This window comes from Billgrantia sp. Q4P2, from assembly GCF_052806135.1.
On record NZ_JBRBAI010000003.1, the window covers coordinates 425,299 to 442,040 of the forward strand.

Annotated in this window: 16 protein-coding genes; 9 read left to right on the forward strand and 7 right to left on the reverse strand. The window is 65.0% G+C overall.

Translation table 11 applies throughout. The features are described 5' to 3' along the window. Nucleotides 1–3: 3 nt before the first annotated feature. From frr to rpsB, 4 genes are all read right to left on the reverse strand, one after another. Nucleotides 4–561, reverse strand: a complete 558-nt coding sequence (gene frr / locus ACUY1T_RS07425) for a ribosome recycling factor (RefSeq protein WP_446021450.1) — start codon at nt 559–561, stop codon at nt 4–6. 4 nt (nt 562–565) lie between these two features. After that, complete coding sequence (pyrH, locus tag ACUY1T_RS07430) at nt 566–1,342, reverse strand: UMP kinase (RefSeq protein WP_446021452.1); 777 nt, start codon at nt 1,340–1,342, stop codon at nt 566–568. A 115-nt stretch (nt 1,343–1,457) separates the two neighbouring features. Next, nucleotides 1,458–2,327: a translation elongation factor Ts gene (gene tsf / locus ACUY1T_RS07435; protein WP_446021454.1), complete on the reverse strand. Its 870-nt coding sequence runs from the start codon at nt 2,325–2,327 to the stop codon at nt 1,458–1,460. Nucleotides 2,328–2,495: 168 nt separating this feature from the next. Next, complete coding sequence (gene rpsB / locus ACUY1T_RS07440; protein WP_446021456.1) at nt 2,496–3,245, reverse strand: 30S ribosomal protein S2; 750 nt, start codon at nt 3,243–3,245, stop codon at nt 2,496–2,498. A gap of 314 nt (nt 3,246–3,559) precedes the next feature. On the opposite strand from rpsB, the gene map reads away from it, so the two are divergent. The 7 genes from map (at nt 3,560) to ACUY1T_RS07475 (ending at nt 11,395) form a co-directional block, all read left to right on the forward strand. Then, complete coding sequence (gene map / locus ACUY1T_RS07445; protein ID WP_446021458.1) at nt 3,560–4,351, forward strand: type I methionyl aminopeptidase; 792 nt, start codon at nt 3,560–3,562, stop codon at nt 4,349–4,351. 11 nt (nt 4,352–4,362) lie between these two features. Beyond that, nucleotides 4,363–7,044: a [protein-PII] uridylyltransferase gene (locus ACUY1T_RS07450; RefSeq protein WP_446021460.1), complete on the forward strand. Its 2,682-nt coding sequence runs from the start codon at nt 4,363–4,365 to the stop codon at nt 7,042–7,044. Between the two features lie 102 nt (nt 7,045–7,146). Continuing rightward, nucleotides 7,147–8,346, forward strand: coding sequence for a succinyldiaminopimelate transaminase (gene dapC / locus ACUY1T_RS07455; protein WP_446021461.1), 1,200 nt, complete (start codon nt 7,147–7,149; stop codon nt 8,344–8,346). Further along, the gene (locus tag ACUY1T_RS07460) at nt 8,346–8,690 is read left to right on the forward strand and encodes a Spx/MgsR family RNA polymerase-binding regulatory protein (RefSeq protein WP_446021463.1); all 345 of its coding nucleotides are present in this window, start codon (nt 8,346–8,348) and stop codon (nt 8,688–8,690) included. Before dapC ends, ACUY1T_RS07460 begins: the two co-directional genes overlap by 1 nt. 32 nt (nt 8,691–8,722) lie before the next feature. After that, nucleotides 8,723–9,748 (forward strand): 2,3,4,5-tetrahydropyridine-2,6-dicarboxylate N-succinyltransferase, encoded by a 1,026-nt coding sequence (gene dapD, locus ACUY1T_RS07465; protein ID WP_446021465.1) that lies wholly within the window; start codon nt 8,723–8,725, stop codon nt 9,746–9,748. A 49-nt stretch (nt 9,749–9,797) separates the two neighbouring features. Then, nucleotides 9,798–10,967 (forward strand): succinyl-diaminopimelate desuccinylase, encoded by a 1,170-nt coding sequence (gene dapE, locus ACUY1T_RS07470; protein WP_446021467.1) that lies wholly within the window; start codon nt 9,798–9,800, stop codon nt 10,965–10,967. 20 nt (nt 10,968–10,987) lie between these two features. Next, nucleotides 10,988–11,395: a hypothetical protein gene (locus tag ACUY1T_RS07475; RefSeq protein WP_446021469.1), complete on the forward strand. Its 408-nt coding sequence runs from the start codon at nt 10,988–10,990 to the stop codon at nt 11,393–11,395. A 59-nt stretch (nt 11,396–11,454) separates the two neighbouring features. On the opposite strand, the gene ACUY1T_RS07480 is transcribed toward ACUY1T_RS07475, so the two are convergent. Further along, on the reverse strand, nt 11,455–11,919 hold the full coding sequence (locus ACUY1T_RS07480; RefSeq protein ID WP_446021471.1) for a cold-shock protein: 465 nt from the start codon (nt 11,917–11,919) through the stop codon (nt 11,455–11,457). 94 nt (nt 11,920–12,013) lie between these two features. On the opposite strand from ACUY1T_RS07480, the gene ACUY1T_RS07485 reads away from it, so the two are divergent. Then, entirely contained in the window at nt 12,014–12,283 is a 270-nt protein-coding gene (locus ACUY1T_RS07485; protein WP_446021472.1) for a SlyX family protein, read from the forward strand. 124 nt (nt 12,284–12,407) lie between these two features. On the opposite strand, the gene trxB is transcribed toward ACUY1T_RS07485, so the two are convergent. After that, a complete protein-coding gene (gene trxB / locus ACUY1T_RS07490; RefSeq protein WP_446021474.1) occupies nt 12,408–13,358 on the reverse strand; it encodes a thioredoxin-disulfide reductase in 951 nt (316 codons plus the stop codon). Nucleotides 13,359–13,477: 119 nt separating this feature from the next. Beyond that, the gene (locus ACUY1T_RS07495; RefSeq protein ID WP_446021475.1) at nt 13,478–13,687 is read right to left on the reverse strand and encodes a CPXCG motif-containing cysteine-rich protein; all 210 of its coding nucleotides are present in this window, start codon (nt 13,685–13,687) and stop codon (nt 13,478–13,480) included. Nucleotides 13,688–13,861: 174 nt separating this feature from the next. Here ACUY1T_RS07495 and acnA point away from each other — a divergent pair, with 174 nt between their 5' ends. Continuing rightward, nucleotides 13,862–16,612 (forward strand): aconitate hydratase AcnA, encoded by a 2,751-nt coding sequence (gene acnA / locus ACUY1T_RS07500; RefSeq protein ID WP_446021477.1) that lies wholly within the window; start codon nt 13,862–13,864, stop codon nt 16,610–16,612. Nucleotides 16,613–16,742 lie beyond the last annotated feature (130 nt).

A 16,742-nucleotide genomic window follows, 5' to 3' on the forward strand; every position in this document is an offset into this window, starting at 1 on the left:
TGCTCAGACCTGCATCAGGTCATGTTCCTTCGCTTCGAGCTGCTTGTCGATTTCGGCGATGTACTTGTCGGTCAGCTTCTGGATCACGTCCTCGCCGCGGTGCTGCTCGTCCTCGGAGATCTCCTTCTCCTTGAGCAGGGACTTGAGATCGTTGTTGGCATCGCGACGCACGTTGCGCACCGCCACGCGGGCATTCTCGGCCTCGGCGCGGGCCTGCTTGATGTAGCCCTTGCGGGTCTCCTCGGTGAGCATCGGCATCGGCACGCGGATCACGTTGCCGGCACTCGCGGGATTGAGACCCAGATCGGAGGTCATGATGGCCTTCTCGATCTTGGGCACCAGGTTCTGCTCCCACGGCACCACGGAGAGGGTGCGGGCGTCTTCGACGTTGACCGAGGCGACCTGGTTGAGCGGCACCTGGCTACCGTAGTAGTCCACGGTGACCGAATCGAGAATGCTGGAATGAGCACGCCCGGTACGGATCTTGTTGAAGTTGGCATGAAGGGCGTCGAGGGTCTTCTTCATGCGACTTTCAGCATCTTTCTGGATGTCATTGATCACGGTATCAACCTCTGTCTATCAGCGTGCCTTCCTTGCCACCCACCACCAGGTTCAGCAGGGCGCCCGGCTTGTTCATGTTGAAGACGCGAACCGGCATGTCATGGTCCCGCACCAGGCAGATAGCGGTCAAATCCATGATGCCGAGCTTCTGATCGAGCGCATTATCGTAGCTCAGATGATCGTACTTGACCGCATCGGCGTGCTTCACCGGGTCCTTGTCATAGACGCCGTCCACCTTGGTGGCCTTGACCACCACGTCGGCGTCGATCTCGATGCCGCGCAGGCAGGCTGCCGAGTCGGTGGTGAAGAAGGGGTTGCCGGTGCCGGCGGAGAACAATACCACGTCTCCCGAGGTCAGGTAGCGAATCGCCGTACGTCGGTCGTAATGCTCGACCACACCGCTCATGGGAATCGCCGACATGACCCGCGAGCGGATATTGGAGCGCTCCAGGGCATCGCGCATGGCCAGGGCATTCATCACCGTCGCCAGCATGCCCATGTGGTCGCCGGTGACCCGATCCATGCCGGCCTCGTTGAGAGCGGCGCCACGGAACAGGTTGCCGCCACCGACCACGATACCCACCTGCACACCGATGCCGACCAGTTGCCCGATCTCCAGCGCCATGCGATCGAGCACCTTGGGGTCGATGCCGAAGTCATGCTCGCCCATCAGGGCCTCGCCGGAGAGCTTGAGCAGGATGCGCTTGTACTTGGATTTTTCACTGCGGGACTTGTCGGAGCGGGGCTGGGCGGGATTATCGACCTGATCGGGAATGGCCATGGCAACTCTCCTGGGCGCAAGGGGATGAAGCAACTCTACTACAGCCGACACAGCGGCCGGATACGAGAAGGCGTGCGCTCGCGCGCACGCCATCATCGAGCTGGAACCTCTGACCTTAGCGACGGCCAGCCTGTTCCATGACTTCCTTGGCGAAGTCGACCTCTTCCTTCTCGATGCCCTCGCCCACCTCGAAGCGGGTGAAGCCGATCACCTCGCCACCCGCAGCCTTGACGAACTCGGCGACGGACTGGTTCGGATCCTTGACGAAGGGCTGCTCGGTCAGGCTGTTCTCGGCCAGGTACTTCTTCAGGCGGCCTTCGACCATCTTCTCGGCGATCTGCTCGGGCTTGCCGGCCATGTCGGGCTGGGCCAGGATGATCGCCTTTTCCTTGTCGAGCTGCTCCTGGGGCATGTCCTCGGGAAGCGCCACGGCCGGATTGATCGCCGCCACGTGCATGGCGACGTCCTTGGCCACCTCGGCGTTGCCGCCCTTGAGCACGGTGAGCACGCCGATACGGCCGCCGTGGACGTATTCGCCCACCAGCGCACCTTCCGGCGCCTCGACCACGGCGCAGCGCCGCACGCCAATGTTCTCGCCGATCTTCTGTACCAGCTGCTCGCGGGCGCTCTCGAGCTCGCCTGCCATCACGGCGGCGACGTCTTCGCTCTTGGCGGCGAAGAAGGCGTCGGCGATCTTGTCGGCAAAGGCCTTGAAGTTGTCGTCACGAGCGACGAAGTCGGTCTCGGAATTGATCTCGACCACAACGCCATAGCTGCCATCCTGGGCAACGCGAGTCACCACGGCCCCTTCGGCGGCGGTACGGCCGGCCTTCTTGGCGGCCTTGAGACCCGAACTCTTGCGCAGGTTCTCGATGGCGACCTCGATGTCACCATCGGCTTCGGTGAGTGCCTTCTTGCACTCCATCATGCCGAGCCCGGTACGCTCGCGCAGTTCCTTGACCTGGGAAGCGCTGATCGCTGCCATGGTATTCACCTCTTGATAAGTGGAACCCGGTTAGGTTCGACCTGGGAATAAGGGCGCCGGACCCTTGGGCCCGGTGAAATCCCACCCCGCCATAGCGGAGCGGTAGCGGGCGGCCGCCTTGGTTGGCCGCCCACCCGGACCGGCAGCGCCGGCCCGGGTGACTCGCCGTTACTCGGCAGCGGCAGCTGCCGCGTCGCCGCCTTCACCCTCGGTGACCTCGACGAACTCGTCGGGACGGCCTTCCTTCGCACGTGCGCAGGCGTCGGCAATCGCCTTGACGTAGATCTGGATGGCACGGATGGAGTCATCGTTGCCGGGAATCACGTAGTCGACGCCATCCGGGTCGGAGTTGGTATCCACCACGCCGATGACCGGGATACCGAGCTTGTTCGCCTCGTTGATGGCGATACGCTCGTGATCCACGTCGATCACGAACAGGGCGTCGGGCAGGCCGCCCATGTCCTTGATACCGCCGATGGAACGCTCGAGCTTGTCCTGCTCGCGGGTTGCCATCAGGACTTCCTTCTTGGTCAGCTTCTCGAAGGTGCCGTCCTCGCGCATGGTCTCGAGGTCGCGCAGGCGCTTGATCGACTGACGAATGGTCTTGTAGTTGGTCAGCATGCCACCGAGCCAGCGGTGGTTGACGAACGGCTGGCCAACCCGGTTGGCCTCTTCCTTGATGATCTTGCTCGCGCTGCGCTTGGTGCCGACGAACAGGATCTTGTTGTTGGAAGCGGCCATCTTCTCGACCACGTCGATCACCTCATTGAGGGCCGGCAGGGTGTGCTCGAGGTTGATAATGTGGATCTTGTTACGAGCGCCGAAGATGAACTTGCCCATCTTCGGGTTCCAGTAACGGGTCTGGTGACCGAAGTGTGCGCCCGCCTTGAGCAGGTCGCGCATGTTGACGTGTGCCATGGATGACTCCTGAAAATCGGGTTAGGCCTCCACGCACCCCATGGATCCGACCGCCGGGAAGAACCGCGGCAGCACCCGGGACCATGTGCCGGTACGTGTGTGTTTTCAAGGCTGTTGAGTTAACGGCGCGAGCCGTGACGTGTCGCAGCTCGCCGCCAGCGCTCTGCCACTTCGTCAACCGATCGGGCCAAGGCCGTGGCGGTGACGATTGCAGGAAAGCGCGCGGCTTTATACCATAGTTCGCCAACGAGATGAAGTCGCCCGCCGTCCTTGGCCACGTTGCCGGCGCTGCAACCCCTCTGAATCGAGATTCCATGAACATACCCATCAAGACGCCCGACGAGATCGAGAAGATGCGCGAGGCCGGCCGCCAGGCCGCCAGCGTGCTGGAAATGATAGCACCGTACGTCACGGCCGGCGTGACCACCGGTGAGCTGGATCGCCTATGCCACGACTACATCGTGAACGAGCTTGGCTCCACGCCGGCGCCGCTCAACTACCACGGCTTTCCCAAGTCGATCTGCACCTCGATCAACCACGTGGTCTGCCACGGCATTCCCGACCCCGAGAAGAAGTTGAAGAAGGGCGACATCATGAACATCGACGTCACCGTGAAGACCGCCGACGGCTACCACGGCGACTCCAGCGTCATGTTCATCGTCGGCGAAAGCATCCAGGGCGAGCGGCTGTGCCGGGTGACCCAGGAGTGCCTTTACAAGAGCATTGCCCTGGTCCGCCCGGGCGTGCGCCTGTCGGAGCTGGCCCGGGCGATACAGCAGCACGCCGAGGCCAACGGCTACTCGGTGGTACGCGATTTCTGCGGCCATGGCATCGGCGCCACCTTCCACGAGGACCCTCAGGTGCTGCACTATGACGGCTACGCCCCCGAGGCCGATGCCATCCTGGCCGCCGGCATGTGCTTCACCATCGAACCGATGATCAACGTCGGCGGGCACCAGACCAAGGTATTGCGCGATGGCTGGACCGCGGTGACCCGGGACAAGAGCCTGTCCGCGCAGTGGGAGCACACGCTGCTGGTCACCGAGACCGGTGTCGAGGTACTCACGGCACGCCACGAGGAAGACTTCTCCTTCCTCGACCACTGAGTCGAGCCATCATGCTCCTGCATCACTATCGCTTCGTACCCGACGAGTCGCTGTTCGACGCCGAGACCTTCCGGCGCGAACTCGCCGGCACCCGCTCGCCCATCGCCCCCTTCAAGGCGGCGCTGCGCGACATCCAGAGCCGGCTCGATGAGCGCTTCCACGCCGGCGCCGACATCCGCGACCTGGTACACGGCCGCGCCTGGAGCCTCGATCAGCTGCTGGGCGTAGCCTGGTCACTGCACGACTGGCCCGACGACGGCGTGGCTCTGCTCGCCGTGGGCGGCTACGGCCGCGGCGAGCTGCACCCGCACTCCGACGTCGACCTGATGCTGCTGCTGGAGAGTGACGACGACACGCCCTACCGCGAGGGCTTGACCGCCTTCATCACCCTGCTGTGGGACATCGGCCTGGAGATCGGCCACAGCGTGCGTTCGCTCTCCGACTGCGAGCGCGAGGCCGAAGGCGACATCACCATCATCACCAACCTGATGGAGTCGCGCACCCTGGCCGGGCCCGAATCGCTGCGCGAGGCGATGAAGGCACGCATCGCCCCCGAGCGGATGTGGCCGTCGGACCGCTTCTTCGAGGCCAAGTGGCAGGAGCAGATCGCTCGTCATCACCGCTTCAACAACTCCGAGTATCACCTCGAGCCCAACATCAAGAGTTCACCCGGTGGTCTGCGCGACATCCAGATGATCGGCTGGGTAGCCAAGCGCCACTTCGGCAGCCAGCGCTACGAGGACCTGGTGGCAAACGGCTTCATGAACGATGCCGAGCTGCGCATCCTGAGCCAGGGCCAGGCCTTCCTGTGGCAGGTGCGCTATGCGCTGCACATGCTCACCGGCCGCGCCGAGGACCGCCTGCTGTTCGACCACCAGCGCACCATCGCCGAACTGTTCGGCTTCCGCGATACCCCCGAGCGCCTGGCCGTCGAGCAGTTCATGAAGCGTTACTACCGGCACGTCACGGCGCTGGCCGGGCTCAACGACATGCTGTTGCAGCACTTCGACGAGGCGATCCTGCGCGGCGGCGAACGCCTGGAGACCACCGACCTCAATGAGCGCTTCGTGATCGAGGGCGGCTACATCAAGGCACGCCAGCGCTCGGTATTCCGCGAACACCCCTCGGCGCTGCTCGAGCTTTTCCTGCTGATGGCGGAACACCCCGAGATCGAGGGCGTGCGTGCCGATACCATCCGCCTGATCCGTGACCACCGCCACCTGATCGACGACCTCTACCGCGACGATGCCCAGCATCAGCACCTGTTCATGTCGCTGCTGTGCTCCAGCGGCAACGTGGCGCGCCAGCTCAGGCGCATGAATCGCTATGGCGTGCTGGGCAAGTACCTGCCGGAATTCGGCCAGGCGGTGGGCCTGATGCAGCATGACCTGTTCCACATCTACACCGTGGACGCCCACACCCTGCGCCTGCTCAAGTTCATCCACCAGTTCCGCAAGCCCGAGGCACGTGGCGACTTCCCGGTGGCGGCAGCGCTGGTGCATCAGCTGCCCAAGCTGGAGCTGCTGTGGATCGCCGGGCTCTACCACGACATCGGCAAGGGCCGCGGCGGCGACCACTCTATCCTCGGCGCCCGCGACGTGGAGCGCTTCGCCGAACGCCACGGCCTGTCGAGCCGCGACACCCGGCTGGTCACCTGGCTGGTGGAGAACCACCTGGTAATGTCGATGGTGGCCCAGAAGCGCGACATCACCGACCCCGACGTGATCCGCGAGTTCGCCGTTCAGGTCGGTGACGAGACCCGCCTGGACTACCTCTACCTGCTCACGGTCGCCGACATCAACGCCACCAACCCGACGCTGTGGAACGGCTGGCGTGCGTCGCTGCTGCGCCAGCTGCACGCCGAAGCCAAGCGCGCCTTGCGCCGCGGCCTGGACAATCCGCTGGACCGTGATGAGTGGGTGCGCGAAACGCGCAGCGAGGCGCGCTCGCTGCTGATCACGGTGGGCGCCGACCTGGAACGGGTCGAGCGCCTGTGGGAACTGCTCGGCGAGGAGTACTTCCTGCAGTACGCGCCCAGCGAGATCGTCTGGCAGACCATGGGCATCCTCGCCCATCACGAATCGGCGCTACCGCTGATCCTGATCAGCGCCCCCACCGACGACATGTCCGACGGTGGTACCAAGGTGTTCATCCACACCCGCTCGGTGGACGACCTGTTCGCCGCCACCGCCGCCGCCATGGAACAGCTGGGCCTTTCCATCCACGACGCCCGCATCGCCACCTCGAGCAACGACTGGACGCTCAACACCTTCATCGTGCTCGACGACCAGGGTCGCGCCATCCGTGACCCGGGCCGCATCGAGGAGATCCGCGCCCACTTGGTGGAGGAGCTCGACGACCCCGACGACTATCCGCAGATCGTCACCCGCCACACCCCGCGCCAGCTTCGCCACTTCAGGGTGCCGACCGAGGTGCTCATCGAACAGGACCCGGCCAACGAACGCACCCTGCTGGAGCTGACCGCTCCCGACCGCCCCGGCCTATTGGCCCGGGTCGGGCGCATCTTCATGGAGCAGGACATCTCGCTCTCCGCGGCCAAGATCGCCACCCTGGGCGAGCGCGTCGAGGACGTCTTCTTCATTACCGACAAGGCGGGCGCACCGCTGACCGACCCCGAGCGCCAGCAGCGCCTGCGCGCGCGACTGATCGAGGTGCTCGACGTGGCAGGCTGACGCCTGCCACGTCTGGAGTTTGAGGCGAGCCGGGGGCTTCCCTATAATCGTCGGTCTGCCCGCAGCCATGACAACGACGCCGCCCACGGCGCCTGGACACCGATGAACCCCGATCTCGACGCCCTGAAGCCCTACCCCTTCGAGAAGCTCGCCGCGCTGAAGGCCGGCGTGATGCCGCCCGAAGGGCTCGCGCACATTCCGCTGACCATCGGCGAACCGCAGCACGCGCCCTTCGCTGATGCCCTGGAAACGCTGCAGGCGCATCGACTCGACTTCGCCCGCTATCCGGCCACCGCCGGCATCCCCGAGCTGCGCACCGCCATCGCCGGCTGGGCCACCCGCCGCTTCGGGCTCGAAGGGCTCGACGCCGAGCGCCAGGTGCTGCCGGTCAACGGCACCCGCGAAGCAATCTTTGCCTTCGTCCAGGCCGCACTGGATCGCACCCGCCCGGCACGGGTGGCGGTGCCCAACCCCTTCTACCAGATCTACGAGGGTGCCACCCTGCTTGCCGGGGGCCGGCCGCTCTACCTGAACTGCCGGGCCGAGCACGGCTTTCGTCCCGACTTCGATGCCGTGACGGCCGATACCTGGCGCGAGGTGCAGATCGTCTTTCTCTGCTCGCCGGGCAACCCCACCGGCGCGGTGACACCCCAGGCCGAGTTCGAGAAGCTGATTGCCCTTGCCGACGAGCACGACTTCATCATCGCCTCCGACGAGTGCTACTCCGAGCTCTACCTGGACGAGCGCGCGCCGCCGCCGGGGCTGCTCGAGGCCTGTGCCGCCATCGGCCGCCACGACTTCCGCCGCTGCCTGGTGTTCCACTCGCTCTCGAAGCGCTCCAACCTGCCGGGGCTGCGCTCGGGGTTCGTCGCCGGCGACGCCGGACTGATTGCGCCGTTCAAGCGCTATCGTACCTACCACGGCTGCGCCATGTCGTTGCCGCTGCAGCATGCCTCGATCACGGCCTGGAACGACGAAGCCCACGTGCGCGCCAACCGCGATGCCTATCGCGAGAAATTTGCCGCGGTGACCGAGATACTCGCCCCGGTGCTTGAATTTCCCACGCCCAAGGCCAGTTTCTATCTATGGCCGGCAGTACCGGGCGTTGACGACGAGGCGTTCACCCGGGGGCTGTTCGCCGCCGAGCACGTCAGCGTGCTACCCGGCTCCTACATGGGCCGCGAGGATGACCATGGCGAAAATCCCGGCGCGGGCCGCATACGCCTGGCGCTGGTGGCCGAACTCGAGCCCACCGTAGAAGCTGCTCAGCGAATTCGCCGCTTCATCGAAAGGAGTGCATGATGGCAACCCTCTTCGTGATCAAGAACTGCGATACCTGTCGCAAGGCGCGCAAGGCACTGGACGACAGGGGGCTCCCCTATCAGGTCCATGACCTGCGCGAGGACGGCCTCTCCGCGGCGCTACTCGAACACATCCTCGCGCGGGTCCCGGTGATGGAAGCGCTCAACCGGCGCAGCACCACCTGGCGCAACCTCCCCGAGGAGGACAAACAGGAGATCGACGCCAACAAGGCCCGCGCGTTGATCATGGCCAACCCCACCCTGCTCAAGCGGCCACTGCTCGACACCGGTGACGAAGTTCGCGTCGGCTATCGCGACGGTGACTACGACGACCTAAAAGGTTGACTCCCCTTATCATCAAGACACGAGGACATCCCATGCTGAGCCTTGCCTTCGGAATCGGCACCCAAAATACCCAGGGCGACTGGCTGGAGATCTATTATCCGGCGCCACTGTTCAAGCCGGATGCCAGCCTGGTGGAAGCCGCCGGCAAGGTGCTCGACGTCCCTGCCGGTAACAGCGCCGTCAGTTTCCTGCCGGAGCACTGCGCCAAGCTCGCCGAGGCGCTCAAGACGGCCGGGCATGTTGCCCAGGCGGAGCTGGTCGAGGCACTGGCCGCCAGCCAGCGCCCGCTGGTTGCGACTTTCCTGGAGAGCGACCTGCCGCCGCAGAGCGCGCCGGAGGTCTACCTCAAGCTGCACCTGCTGTCGCACCGTCTGGTCAAGCCGCATGGCGTCGACCTGACCGGCATGTTCGGCCTGCTGCGCAATGTCGCCTGGACCAGCGAAGGCCCGATCGACATCGAGGAGCTGCCGGCCCGTCGTCTCAAGGCACGCCTGGAGGGCCGAGCCCTGTCGGTGGACTGCGTCGACAAGTTTCCCAAGATGACCGACTACGTGGTACCCAGCGGCGTGCGCATCGCCGACACCGCCCGGGTGCGCCTGGGGGCCTATCTCGGCGAAGGCACCACCGTGATGCACGAGGGCTTCGTCAACTTCAATGCCGGCACCGAGGGCCCCGGCATGATCGAGGGGCGTATCTCCGCCGGCGTGCTGGTGGGCAAGGGCTCCGACCTGGGTGGCGGCTGCTCTACCATGGGCACGCTCTCCGGCGGTGGCAACATCATCATCAAGGTGGGCGAAGGCTGCCTGATCGGCGCCAATGCCGGCATCGGCATTCCCTTGGGCGACCGCTGCACCGTGGAAGCCGGTCTCTATATCACCGCCGGTGCCAAGGTCACCCTGCTCGACGACCAAGGCCAGGAGGTCAAGACCGTGGCGGCCCGCGAGTTGGCCGGCCAGAGCGATCTGCTGCTGCGCCGCAACTCGCAGAACGGGCGCATCGAGTGCCTGACCAACAAGAGCGCCATCGCGCTCAACGAAGCGCTCCACGCCAATAACTGAGGCGCGTAGGCGACGCCACTCGGCGTCGTCCGCCCCTTCCGGAACCTGCATGTCCTCAACGACTTCCGAGCTCTCCCCCACCCTGGCCCTGGCCATGGAGCTGATCCGCCGCCCCTCGGTCACCCCCGACGACCTGGGCTGCCAGGCATTGATGATCGAGCGCCTGGAGCGGCTCGGCTTTCACATCGAGCGCCTGCCCTTCGGCGACGTGGAAAACTTCTGGGCGACACACGGCCATCACGGCCCGGTGCTGGCCTTCGCTGGCCACACCGACGTGGTGCCGAGCGGACCCCACGTGCATTGGGACACGCCCCCCTTCGAGCCCTGTATCGATGACGACGGCATGCTGCGTGGCCGCGGTGCGGCCGACATGAAGGGCAGCCTGGCGGCGATGATCACCGCGGTGGAACGTTTCGTCAGCGCCCATCCCGATCACCATGGCCGTATCGCCTTCCTGATCACCTCCGATGAGGAAGGCCCTGCGGTGGACGGCACCCGGGCCGTGGTCGAGCACCTGCGCGAGCGCAACGAGCGGCTCGACTTCTGCATCGTCGGCGAACCTTCCTCCACCGACGTGCTCGGCGACGTGATCAAGAACGGCCGGCGCGGCTCACTGGGCGGCGTACTCCACATCAAGGGCATCCAGGGCCACGTGGCCTACCCGCACCTGGCACGCAATCCCATCCACCAGGCGATGCCGGCGCTCGATGCACTGGTGCGCGAGCACTGGGATGGCGGCAACGATTTCTTTCCGGCCACCAGCTTCCAGATCTCCAACATCCGCGCCGGTACCGGCGCTACCAACGTGATCCCCGGCGACGTGGAAGTGGTGTTCAACTTCCGCTTCTCCACCGAGGTGACCCATGAGAAGCTGCGAGAGCGCACCCAGGCGATTCTCGACGCCCACGGGCTCGAGTACCAGCTCGACTGGACGCTCAACGGCGAGCCGTTCCTCACTGCCGAGGGTGAGCTGGTGGATGCCGCCCTGCACGGTGTCGAAGCCACACTTGGCCACCGTCCCAAGCTTTCCACCAGCGGAGGCACCTCTGATGGGCGCTTCATCGCCACCTTGGGTAGCCAGGTGGTGGAGCTGGGGCCGCGCAATGCCACCATTCACCAGACCAACGAGCGCGTCCGCGCCGCCGACCTCGACGATCTGAGCCGGATCTATGAAGCGATCCTGGCCAGGCTTTTCATCAACGGCACCGCCCAGCCCTGACCGCGCCGAGAGAGTTCATCATGCCCCACCAGCACGACAGCAGCATGCGCTATCCGGACATCGAGATCTACCTGCGCCAGGCCCCGCTGGATGCGATCAACGCTTGGCTCGGCGAGACGCTGGATGCCGCCCCGCTGCATGGTGCCGGGCGCAGCAAATGGCAGACCCGCGGCCATCACGAGGGCCACGAAATCCCGGTGCTGCTGGTGGAACAAGCCGCCGACGGCTTCGCCAGCCTGTGGTTCGACAGCCAGCACACCCCATGGCTGAGGGATTGCGACTGCGCCCGTGACGCCGCCTCCCGGCTCGGCTGCGAAGTGCGCTGCTCGCTCGGCGGCTGGCAGCCCGGCGACGAACCCGACCGCTTCTGGCAGGTACTGCCCGACGGCAGCGAAGGCGCCATCGACTGGCCCGACTCGGGCCAGTGACCCAAACGACATCGCCCCGCTTCGGCGGGGCGATGTCGTTGGAAGCGCAGGCGCTTCGTTCAAGTGATTACAGTGACGTCGTCGGCCTGCAACCCTCTTTCGTTTTCGATCACGTGATAGCGCACCTTCTGCCCTTCGGCCAGGGTGCGATGCCCGCGGCCGCGAATGGCGCGGAAATGCACGAACACGTCTTCGCCGCTCTCGCGCTTGATGAAGCCGTAGCCCTTGTTGACGTTGAACCACTTGACCTCACCGATCTCGCGGTCGTCGTTCTCGACGTCGGCCAGCACCGCCAGCCTGGGACTGAAGGCGTGCAGCGTAAGGGTGGCGATGAGCAGCAGCACGAAGACCGCAGCCACCCCGGCGAGATAGATGGAAGTTGCGCCAACGACCTCTATCATGGCGAATAGCTGGCGCGCCAGATCGACTTCGATCAGCGTAACGAACAGGGCGATCAGCAGGGGGGACGGTAGCGCCAACAAGAGGCTGATCAGCGTACAGCGAATGATAACCTTGCGATTCATGGATCCGTATTGCTCACTTGTTATGTGGAATTGATGAAACAGGATGTCCAATGACGACACGACCGGAGTCCCATCGCCTGATGAAGGTGTCACGATGAACAGCGACACGCAGCGCGACGATTCTAGCATGAGCCTTTCCCAGGCGCTCGCCACCCGACTGGAGGCGCTGGAGAGCCGAATCGCCTACCAGGAGCACTGGCTGGATACGCTGGACGAAGCCGTCGCTAGCCAGGAACGACGGCTGGCCCAACTCGAGCGGATCAATGCCTTGATGCAGGAGAAGCTGCGCGACCAGCAGCGGGCGCTGCAGGATTCGGAGATGGCGGCACCCAACCCGCAGGACGAGGTACCGCCGCATTACTAGCGGCGAGCGATGAGCTACGAGCTACGAGCTACGAGCTACGAGCTACGAGCTACGAGCTACGAGCTACGAGCTACGAGCTACAGCCTAGCCCGAAGCCCGAAGCCCGAAGCCCGAAGCCCGAAGCTTAAAGTTCGTCGAGGTAGCGCTCCGCATCCAATGCCGCCATGCAGCCGGTGCCGGCGGAGGTCACGGCCTGACGGTAGACGTGATCCATCACGTCGCCGGCGGCGAACACCCCCGGCACGCTGGTGGCGGTGGCATTGCCCTCGAGGCCGGACTTCACCTTGATATAGCCGTCGTGCATCTCCAACTGGCCTTCGAAGATACCGGTGTTGGGGCTATGGCCGATGGCGATGAACACGCCGGGCACCTCGAGCTCCTTCACGCTGTCATCGACGGTGGAACGGATACGCACGCCGGTCACGCCGCTGGCATCGCCCAGCACTTCGTCGAGCACGTGGTTCCACTCGAGCACCACGTTGCCGCTCTCGGCCTTCTCGCGCAGCTTGTCCTGCAGGATCTTCTCGGCGCGCAGGGTGTCGCGACGATGCACCAGGGTCACCTTGGAGGCGATGTTGGAGAGATAGAGCGCCTCTTCCACGGCGGTGTTGCCCCCGCCCACCACCACGACCTCCTTGTTGCGGTAGAAGAAGCCGTCACAGGTGGCACAGGCCGACACCCCCTGGCCCATGAACTGCTGCTCGGACGGCAGCCCCAGGTAGCGCGCACTGGCACCGGTGGCAATGATCAGCGCATCGCAGGTATAGCTGCCGCTGTCGCCCTTGAGGGTGAAGGGACGGTTGCGCAGATCCACTTCATGGATATGGTCGAACAGGACTTCGGTATCGAAGCGCTCGGCATGGCGCTTCATGCGCTCCATGAGTTCCGGTCCCTGCACGCCGGCATCGTCGCCGGGCCAGTTGTCCACATCGGTGGTAGTGGTCAGCTGACCACCTGCCTGGATACCGGTGATCAGCACCGGCTTGAGGTTGGCCCGTGCCGCATAGACGGCGGCTGTGTAGCCGGCCGGGCCTGAGCCCAGAATGATCAGGCGCTCGTGACGCGCTTCGCTCATGAAGGGATCCTCGCAACTCGATAATGGGATGAGGCTTGCCATGACTCGCCCCGGTCATGCTCGTCGCAGCCGACCGGGGCAATGGATGCCAACATTGTACCAGCCTCTAACACCTTTCTTCACAGCACTTCATCGTCACGTCCCAGCATCAGCGTCACCAGCTCGCCGGTGGCCGGCGACACCTCGATCCTCAACTGGATCGGTGCGCAGCAGTAGGGACAATCCTCCCAGGTCTCGTGGCTGCCCTGGGAGACATCCACCAGCAGGTCGAAAGGCATGCTGCAGTAGGGGCAGTGGACCGAATGGCTGTCGAGCTGCTCTTCATGCATACAAGAACTCCCGGCGCTCGCCCCTCCTCCCCCAACGAGACGACAGCGCCACGCAACAGGCTTTCGTTCAGCATAGAAACCTTGGGCAGTGCTTGAAAGGGGGACCTATCATGACCATGTGTTAAGCATGAGATCGAAGAAAAGGACCGTTCACTACCGTGACAGGAGGCCTTCATGAGCCGTGACGAGATGCCGGATACCCTGCAGACCCTGGTCGCCGGTGGCACCACCTACCACTACTACAGTCTGCCGCAGGCAGCCGATGCCCTTGGCAACATCGACCGGCTGCCGAAGACGCTGAAGATCCTGCTGGAGAATCAACTGCGCTTCGCCGACGATCCCAGCGTGGCGCGCGAGGACCTCCAGGCGCTGGTCGACTGGCAGCAGGGCGGGCGCTCCAGCCGCGAGATCGGCTATCGCCCGGCTCGAGTGCTGATGCAAGACTTCACCGGCGTTCCCGGCGTGGTGGATCTGGCCTCGATGCGTGCCGCGGTAGAAAAGCTCGGCGAGGACCCGTCGCGCATCAATCCCCTCTCGCCGGTGGATCTCGTCATCGATCACTCGGTGATGGTCGACAAGTTCGGCAACCCCACCGCCTTCAAGGACAACGTCGCCATCGAGATGCAGCGCAACCGCGAGCGCTATGAATTCCTGCGCTGGGGCCAGGACGCCTTCGACAACTTCCGCGTGGTACCGCCGGGCACCGGCATCTGCCACCAGGTGAACCTGGAGTATCTGGGCCGTACGGTGTGGAGCAAGGAGCAGGATGGCAAGACCTTCGCCTACCCCGACACCCTGGTGGGCACCGACTCCCACACCACCATGATCAACGGTCTCGGTGTACTCGGCTGGGGCGTAGGCGGCATCGAGGCCGAAGCCGCCATGCTCGGCCAGCCGGTCTCCATGCTGATTCCCGAGGTGGTGGGCTTCAAGCTCACCGGCAAGCTCAAGGAAGGCATCACCGCCACCGACCTGGTACTGACGGTAACCCAGATGCTGCGTAACCGCGGCGTGGTGGGCAAGTTCGTCGAGTTCTACGGCGACGGCCTGGCCGACCTGCCGCTGGCCGATCGCGCCACCATCGCCAACATGGCGCCGGAATACGGTGCCACCTGCGGCTTCTTCCCGGTCGACGACGAGACCCTCGCCTACCTGCGCCTGACCGGCCGCGAAGATACCCAGGTCGCCCTGGTGGAAGCGTACAGCAAGGCCCAGGGACTGTGGCGGGAGCCCGGCGACGAGCCGATCTTCAGCGACACCCTGCACCTCGACCTCGGCGACGTCGAAGCCAGCCTGGCCGGCCCCAAGCGGCCCCAGGATCGCGTTGCCCTCAAGGACATGAAGGCCACCTTCGAAAAGCTGATGGAGGGCGAGAAGAACGGCAAAGCCGCGCCCAGCGAGGAGCGTGGCCGGCTGAACTCCGAAGGCGGCCAGACCGCCGTCGGCGTCCACGAGAGCTATGAGCACCATGACAGCCAGAACGTGGAGATGGAGGGCGAGCTGTTCATGCTCAACCCCGGCGCCGTAGTGATCGCCGCCATCACCTCGTGTACCAACACCTCCAACCCCAGCGTGATGATGGCCGCGGGACTGCTGGCACGCAACGCCCTGGCCCGCGGCCTCAAGACCAAGCCCTGGGTCAAGACCTCGCTGGCGCCGGGCTCCAAGGTCGTGACCGAGTATCTCGACGCCGGCGGCGTCAGCGACGACCTCAACGCCCTGGGCTTCAACCTGGTGGGCTACGGCTGCACCACCTGTATCGGCAACTCCGGCCCGCTGCCGACACCCATCGAGAAGGCAATCGAGGACAGCGATCTCACCGTGGCCTCGGTACTTTCGGGCAACCGCAACTTCGAGGGCCGCATTCACCCGCTGGTGAAGACCAACTGGCTGGCCTCGCCGCCGCTGGTGGTGGCCTACGCCCTGGCCGGCAACGTGCGCGTGGATCTCACCAGTGAACCGCTGGGCGAGGACCGGGACGGCAATCCGGTCTATCTACAGGACATCTGGCCCTCCCAGGCCGATATCGCCAATGCCGTGGAGAAGGTCAAGACCGACATGTTCCGCAAGGAGTACGCCGAGGTCTTCGAAGGCGACGAGACCTGGAAGGCGCTGCAGGTGCCGCAGAGCCAAGTCTACGAATGGTCTCCCTCATCGACCTACATTCAGCATCCGCCCTTCTTCGAGGGCATGGGCCGCGACCCGGAGCCGATCGAGGACGTCGAGGATGCCCATATCCTTGCCCTGCTCGGCGACTCGGTGACCACCGACCACATCTCGCCGGCCGGTTCGATCAAGCCCGACAGCCCCGCCGGGCGTTACCTGCAGGAGCGCGGCATCAAGCCGGTGGACTTCAACTCCTACGGCTCGCGCCGCGGCAACCACGAGGTAATGATGCGCGGCACCTTCGCCAACGTGCGCATCAGAAACGAGATGCTCGACGGCGTGGTCGGCGGCGAGACCCGCCACGTGCCTTCGGGCGAACAGATGGCGATCTACGACGCTGCCATGCGGTACCAGGAGAAGGGCACGCCGCTCGTCGTGGTAGCCGGCAAGGAGTACGGCACCGGCTCGTCGCGGGACTGGGCGGCCAAGGGCACGCGCCTGCTCGGTGTGCGCGCCGTCATCGCCGAGTCCTACGAGCGCATCCACCGCTCCAACCTGATCGGCATGGGCGTGGTGCCGCTGCAGTTCCCCGAAGGCGAAAGCCGCAAGACGCTTGGCCTGACCGGCGACGAAACCATTTCCATCGCGGGCCTGGCCGACCTCACCCCGGGCGGCAGGGTCACGGTCACGGTGAAGAGCGACAAGGGCGAGAAGCGGATCGAGGCCCTGTGCCGCATCGACACCGCCAACGAGCTGGAGTACTACCGCCACGGCGGCATCCTCCACTACGTGCTACGGCGGATGATCGGCGCTGCCTAAGCCCATTCCTGCCTCTTGTGCTACACAAGGAAGGTCCCGTCGGGCAGCCGACGGGGCCTCCTTGTGTCGGGCTATGGGTTGCGGGCTGCATCTTGCTCGCAGCTCGAGACCCGTAGCCCGTAGCTTGCAC

Coding starts and splice junctions, on each gene's coding strand:
- pyrH (WP_446021452.1), bottom strand. CDS start 1,342: ATGGCCATTCCCGATCAGGTCGATAATCCCGCCCAGCCCCGCTCCGAC.
- tsf (WP_446021454.1), bottom strand. CDS start 2,327: ATGGCAGCGATCAGCGCTTCCCAGGTCAAGGAACTGCGCGAGCGTACC.
- rpsB (WP_446021456.1), bottom strand. CDS start 3,245: ATGGCACACGTCAACATGCGCGACCTGCTCAAGGCGGGCGCACACTTC.
- map (WP_446021458.1), top strand. CDS start 3,560: ATGAACATACCCATCAAGACGCCCGACGAGATCGAGAAGATGCGCGAG.
- ACUY1T_RS07450 (WP_446021460.1), top strand. CDS start 4,363: ATGCTCCTGCATCACTATCGCTTCGTACCCGACGAGTCGCTGTTCGAC.
- dapC (WP_446021461.1), top strand. CDS start 7,147: ATGAACCCCGATCTCGACGCCCTGAAGCCCTACCCCTTCGAGAAGCTC.
- ACUY1T_RS07460 (WP_446021463.1), top strand. CDS start 8,346: ATGGCAACCCTCTTCGTGATCAAGAACTGCGATACCTGTCGCAAGGCG.
- dapD (WP_446021465.1), top strand. CDS start 8,723: ATGCTGAGCCTTGCCTTCGGAATCGGCACCCAAAATACCCAGGGCGAC.
- dapE (WP_446021467.1), top strand. CDS start 9,798: ATGTCCTCAACGACTTCCGAGCTCTCCCCCACCCTGGCCCTGGCCATG.
- ACUY1T_RS07475 (WP_446021469.1), top strand. CDS start 10,988: ATGCCCCACCAGCACGACAGCAGCATGCGCTATCCGGACATCGAGATC.
- ACUY1T_RS07480 (WP_446021471.1), bottom strand. CDS start 11,919: ATGAATCGCAAGGTTATCATTCGCTGTACGCTGATCAGCCTCTTGTTG.
- ACUY1T_RS07485 (WP_446021472.1), top strand. CDS start 12,014: ATGAACAGCGACACGCAGCGCGACGATTCTAGCATGAGCCTTTCCCAG.
- trxB (WP_446021474.1), bottom strand. CDS start 13,358: ATGAGCGAAGCGCGTCACGAGCGCCTGATCATTCTGGGCTCAGGCCCG.
- ACUY1T_RS07495 (WP_446021475.1), bottom strand. CDS start 13,687: ATGCATGAAGAGCAGCTCGACAGCCATTCGGTCCACTGCCCCTACTGC.
- acnA (WP_446021477.1), top strand. CDS start 13,862: ATGAGCCGTGACGAGATGCCGGATACCCTGCAGACCCTGGTCGCCGGT.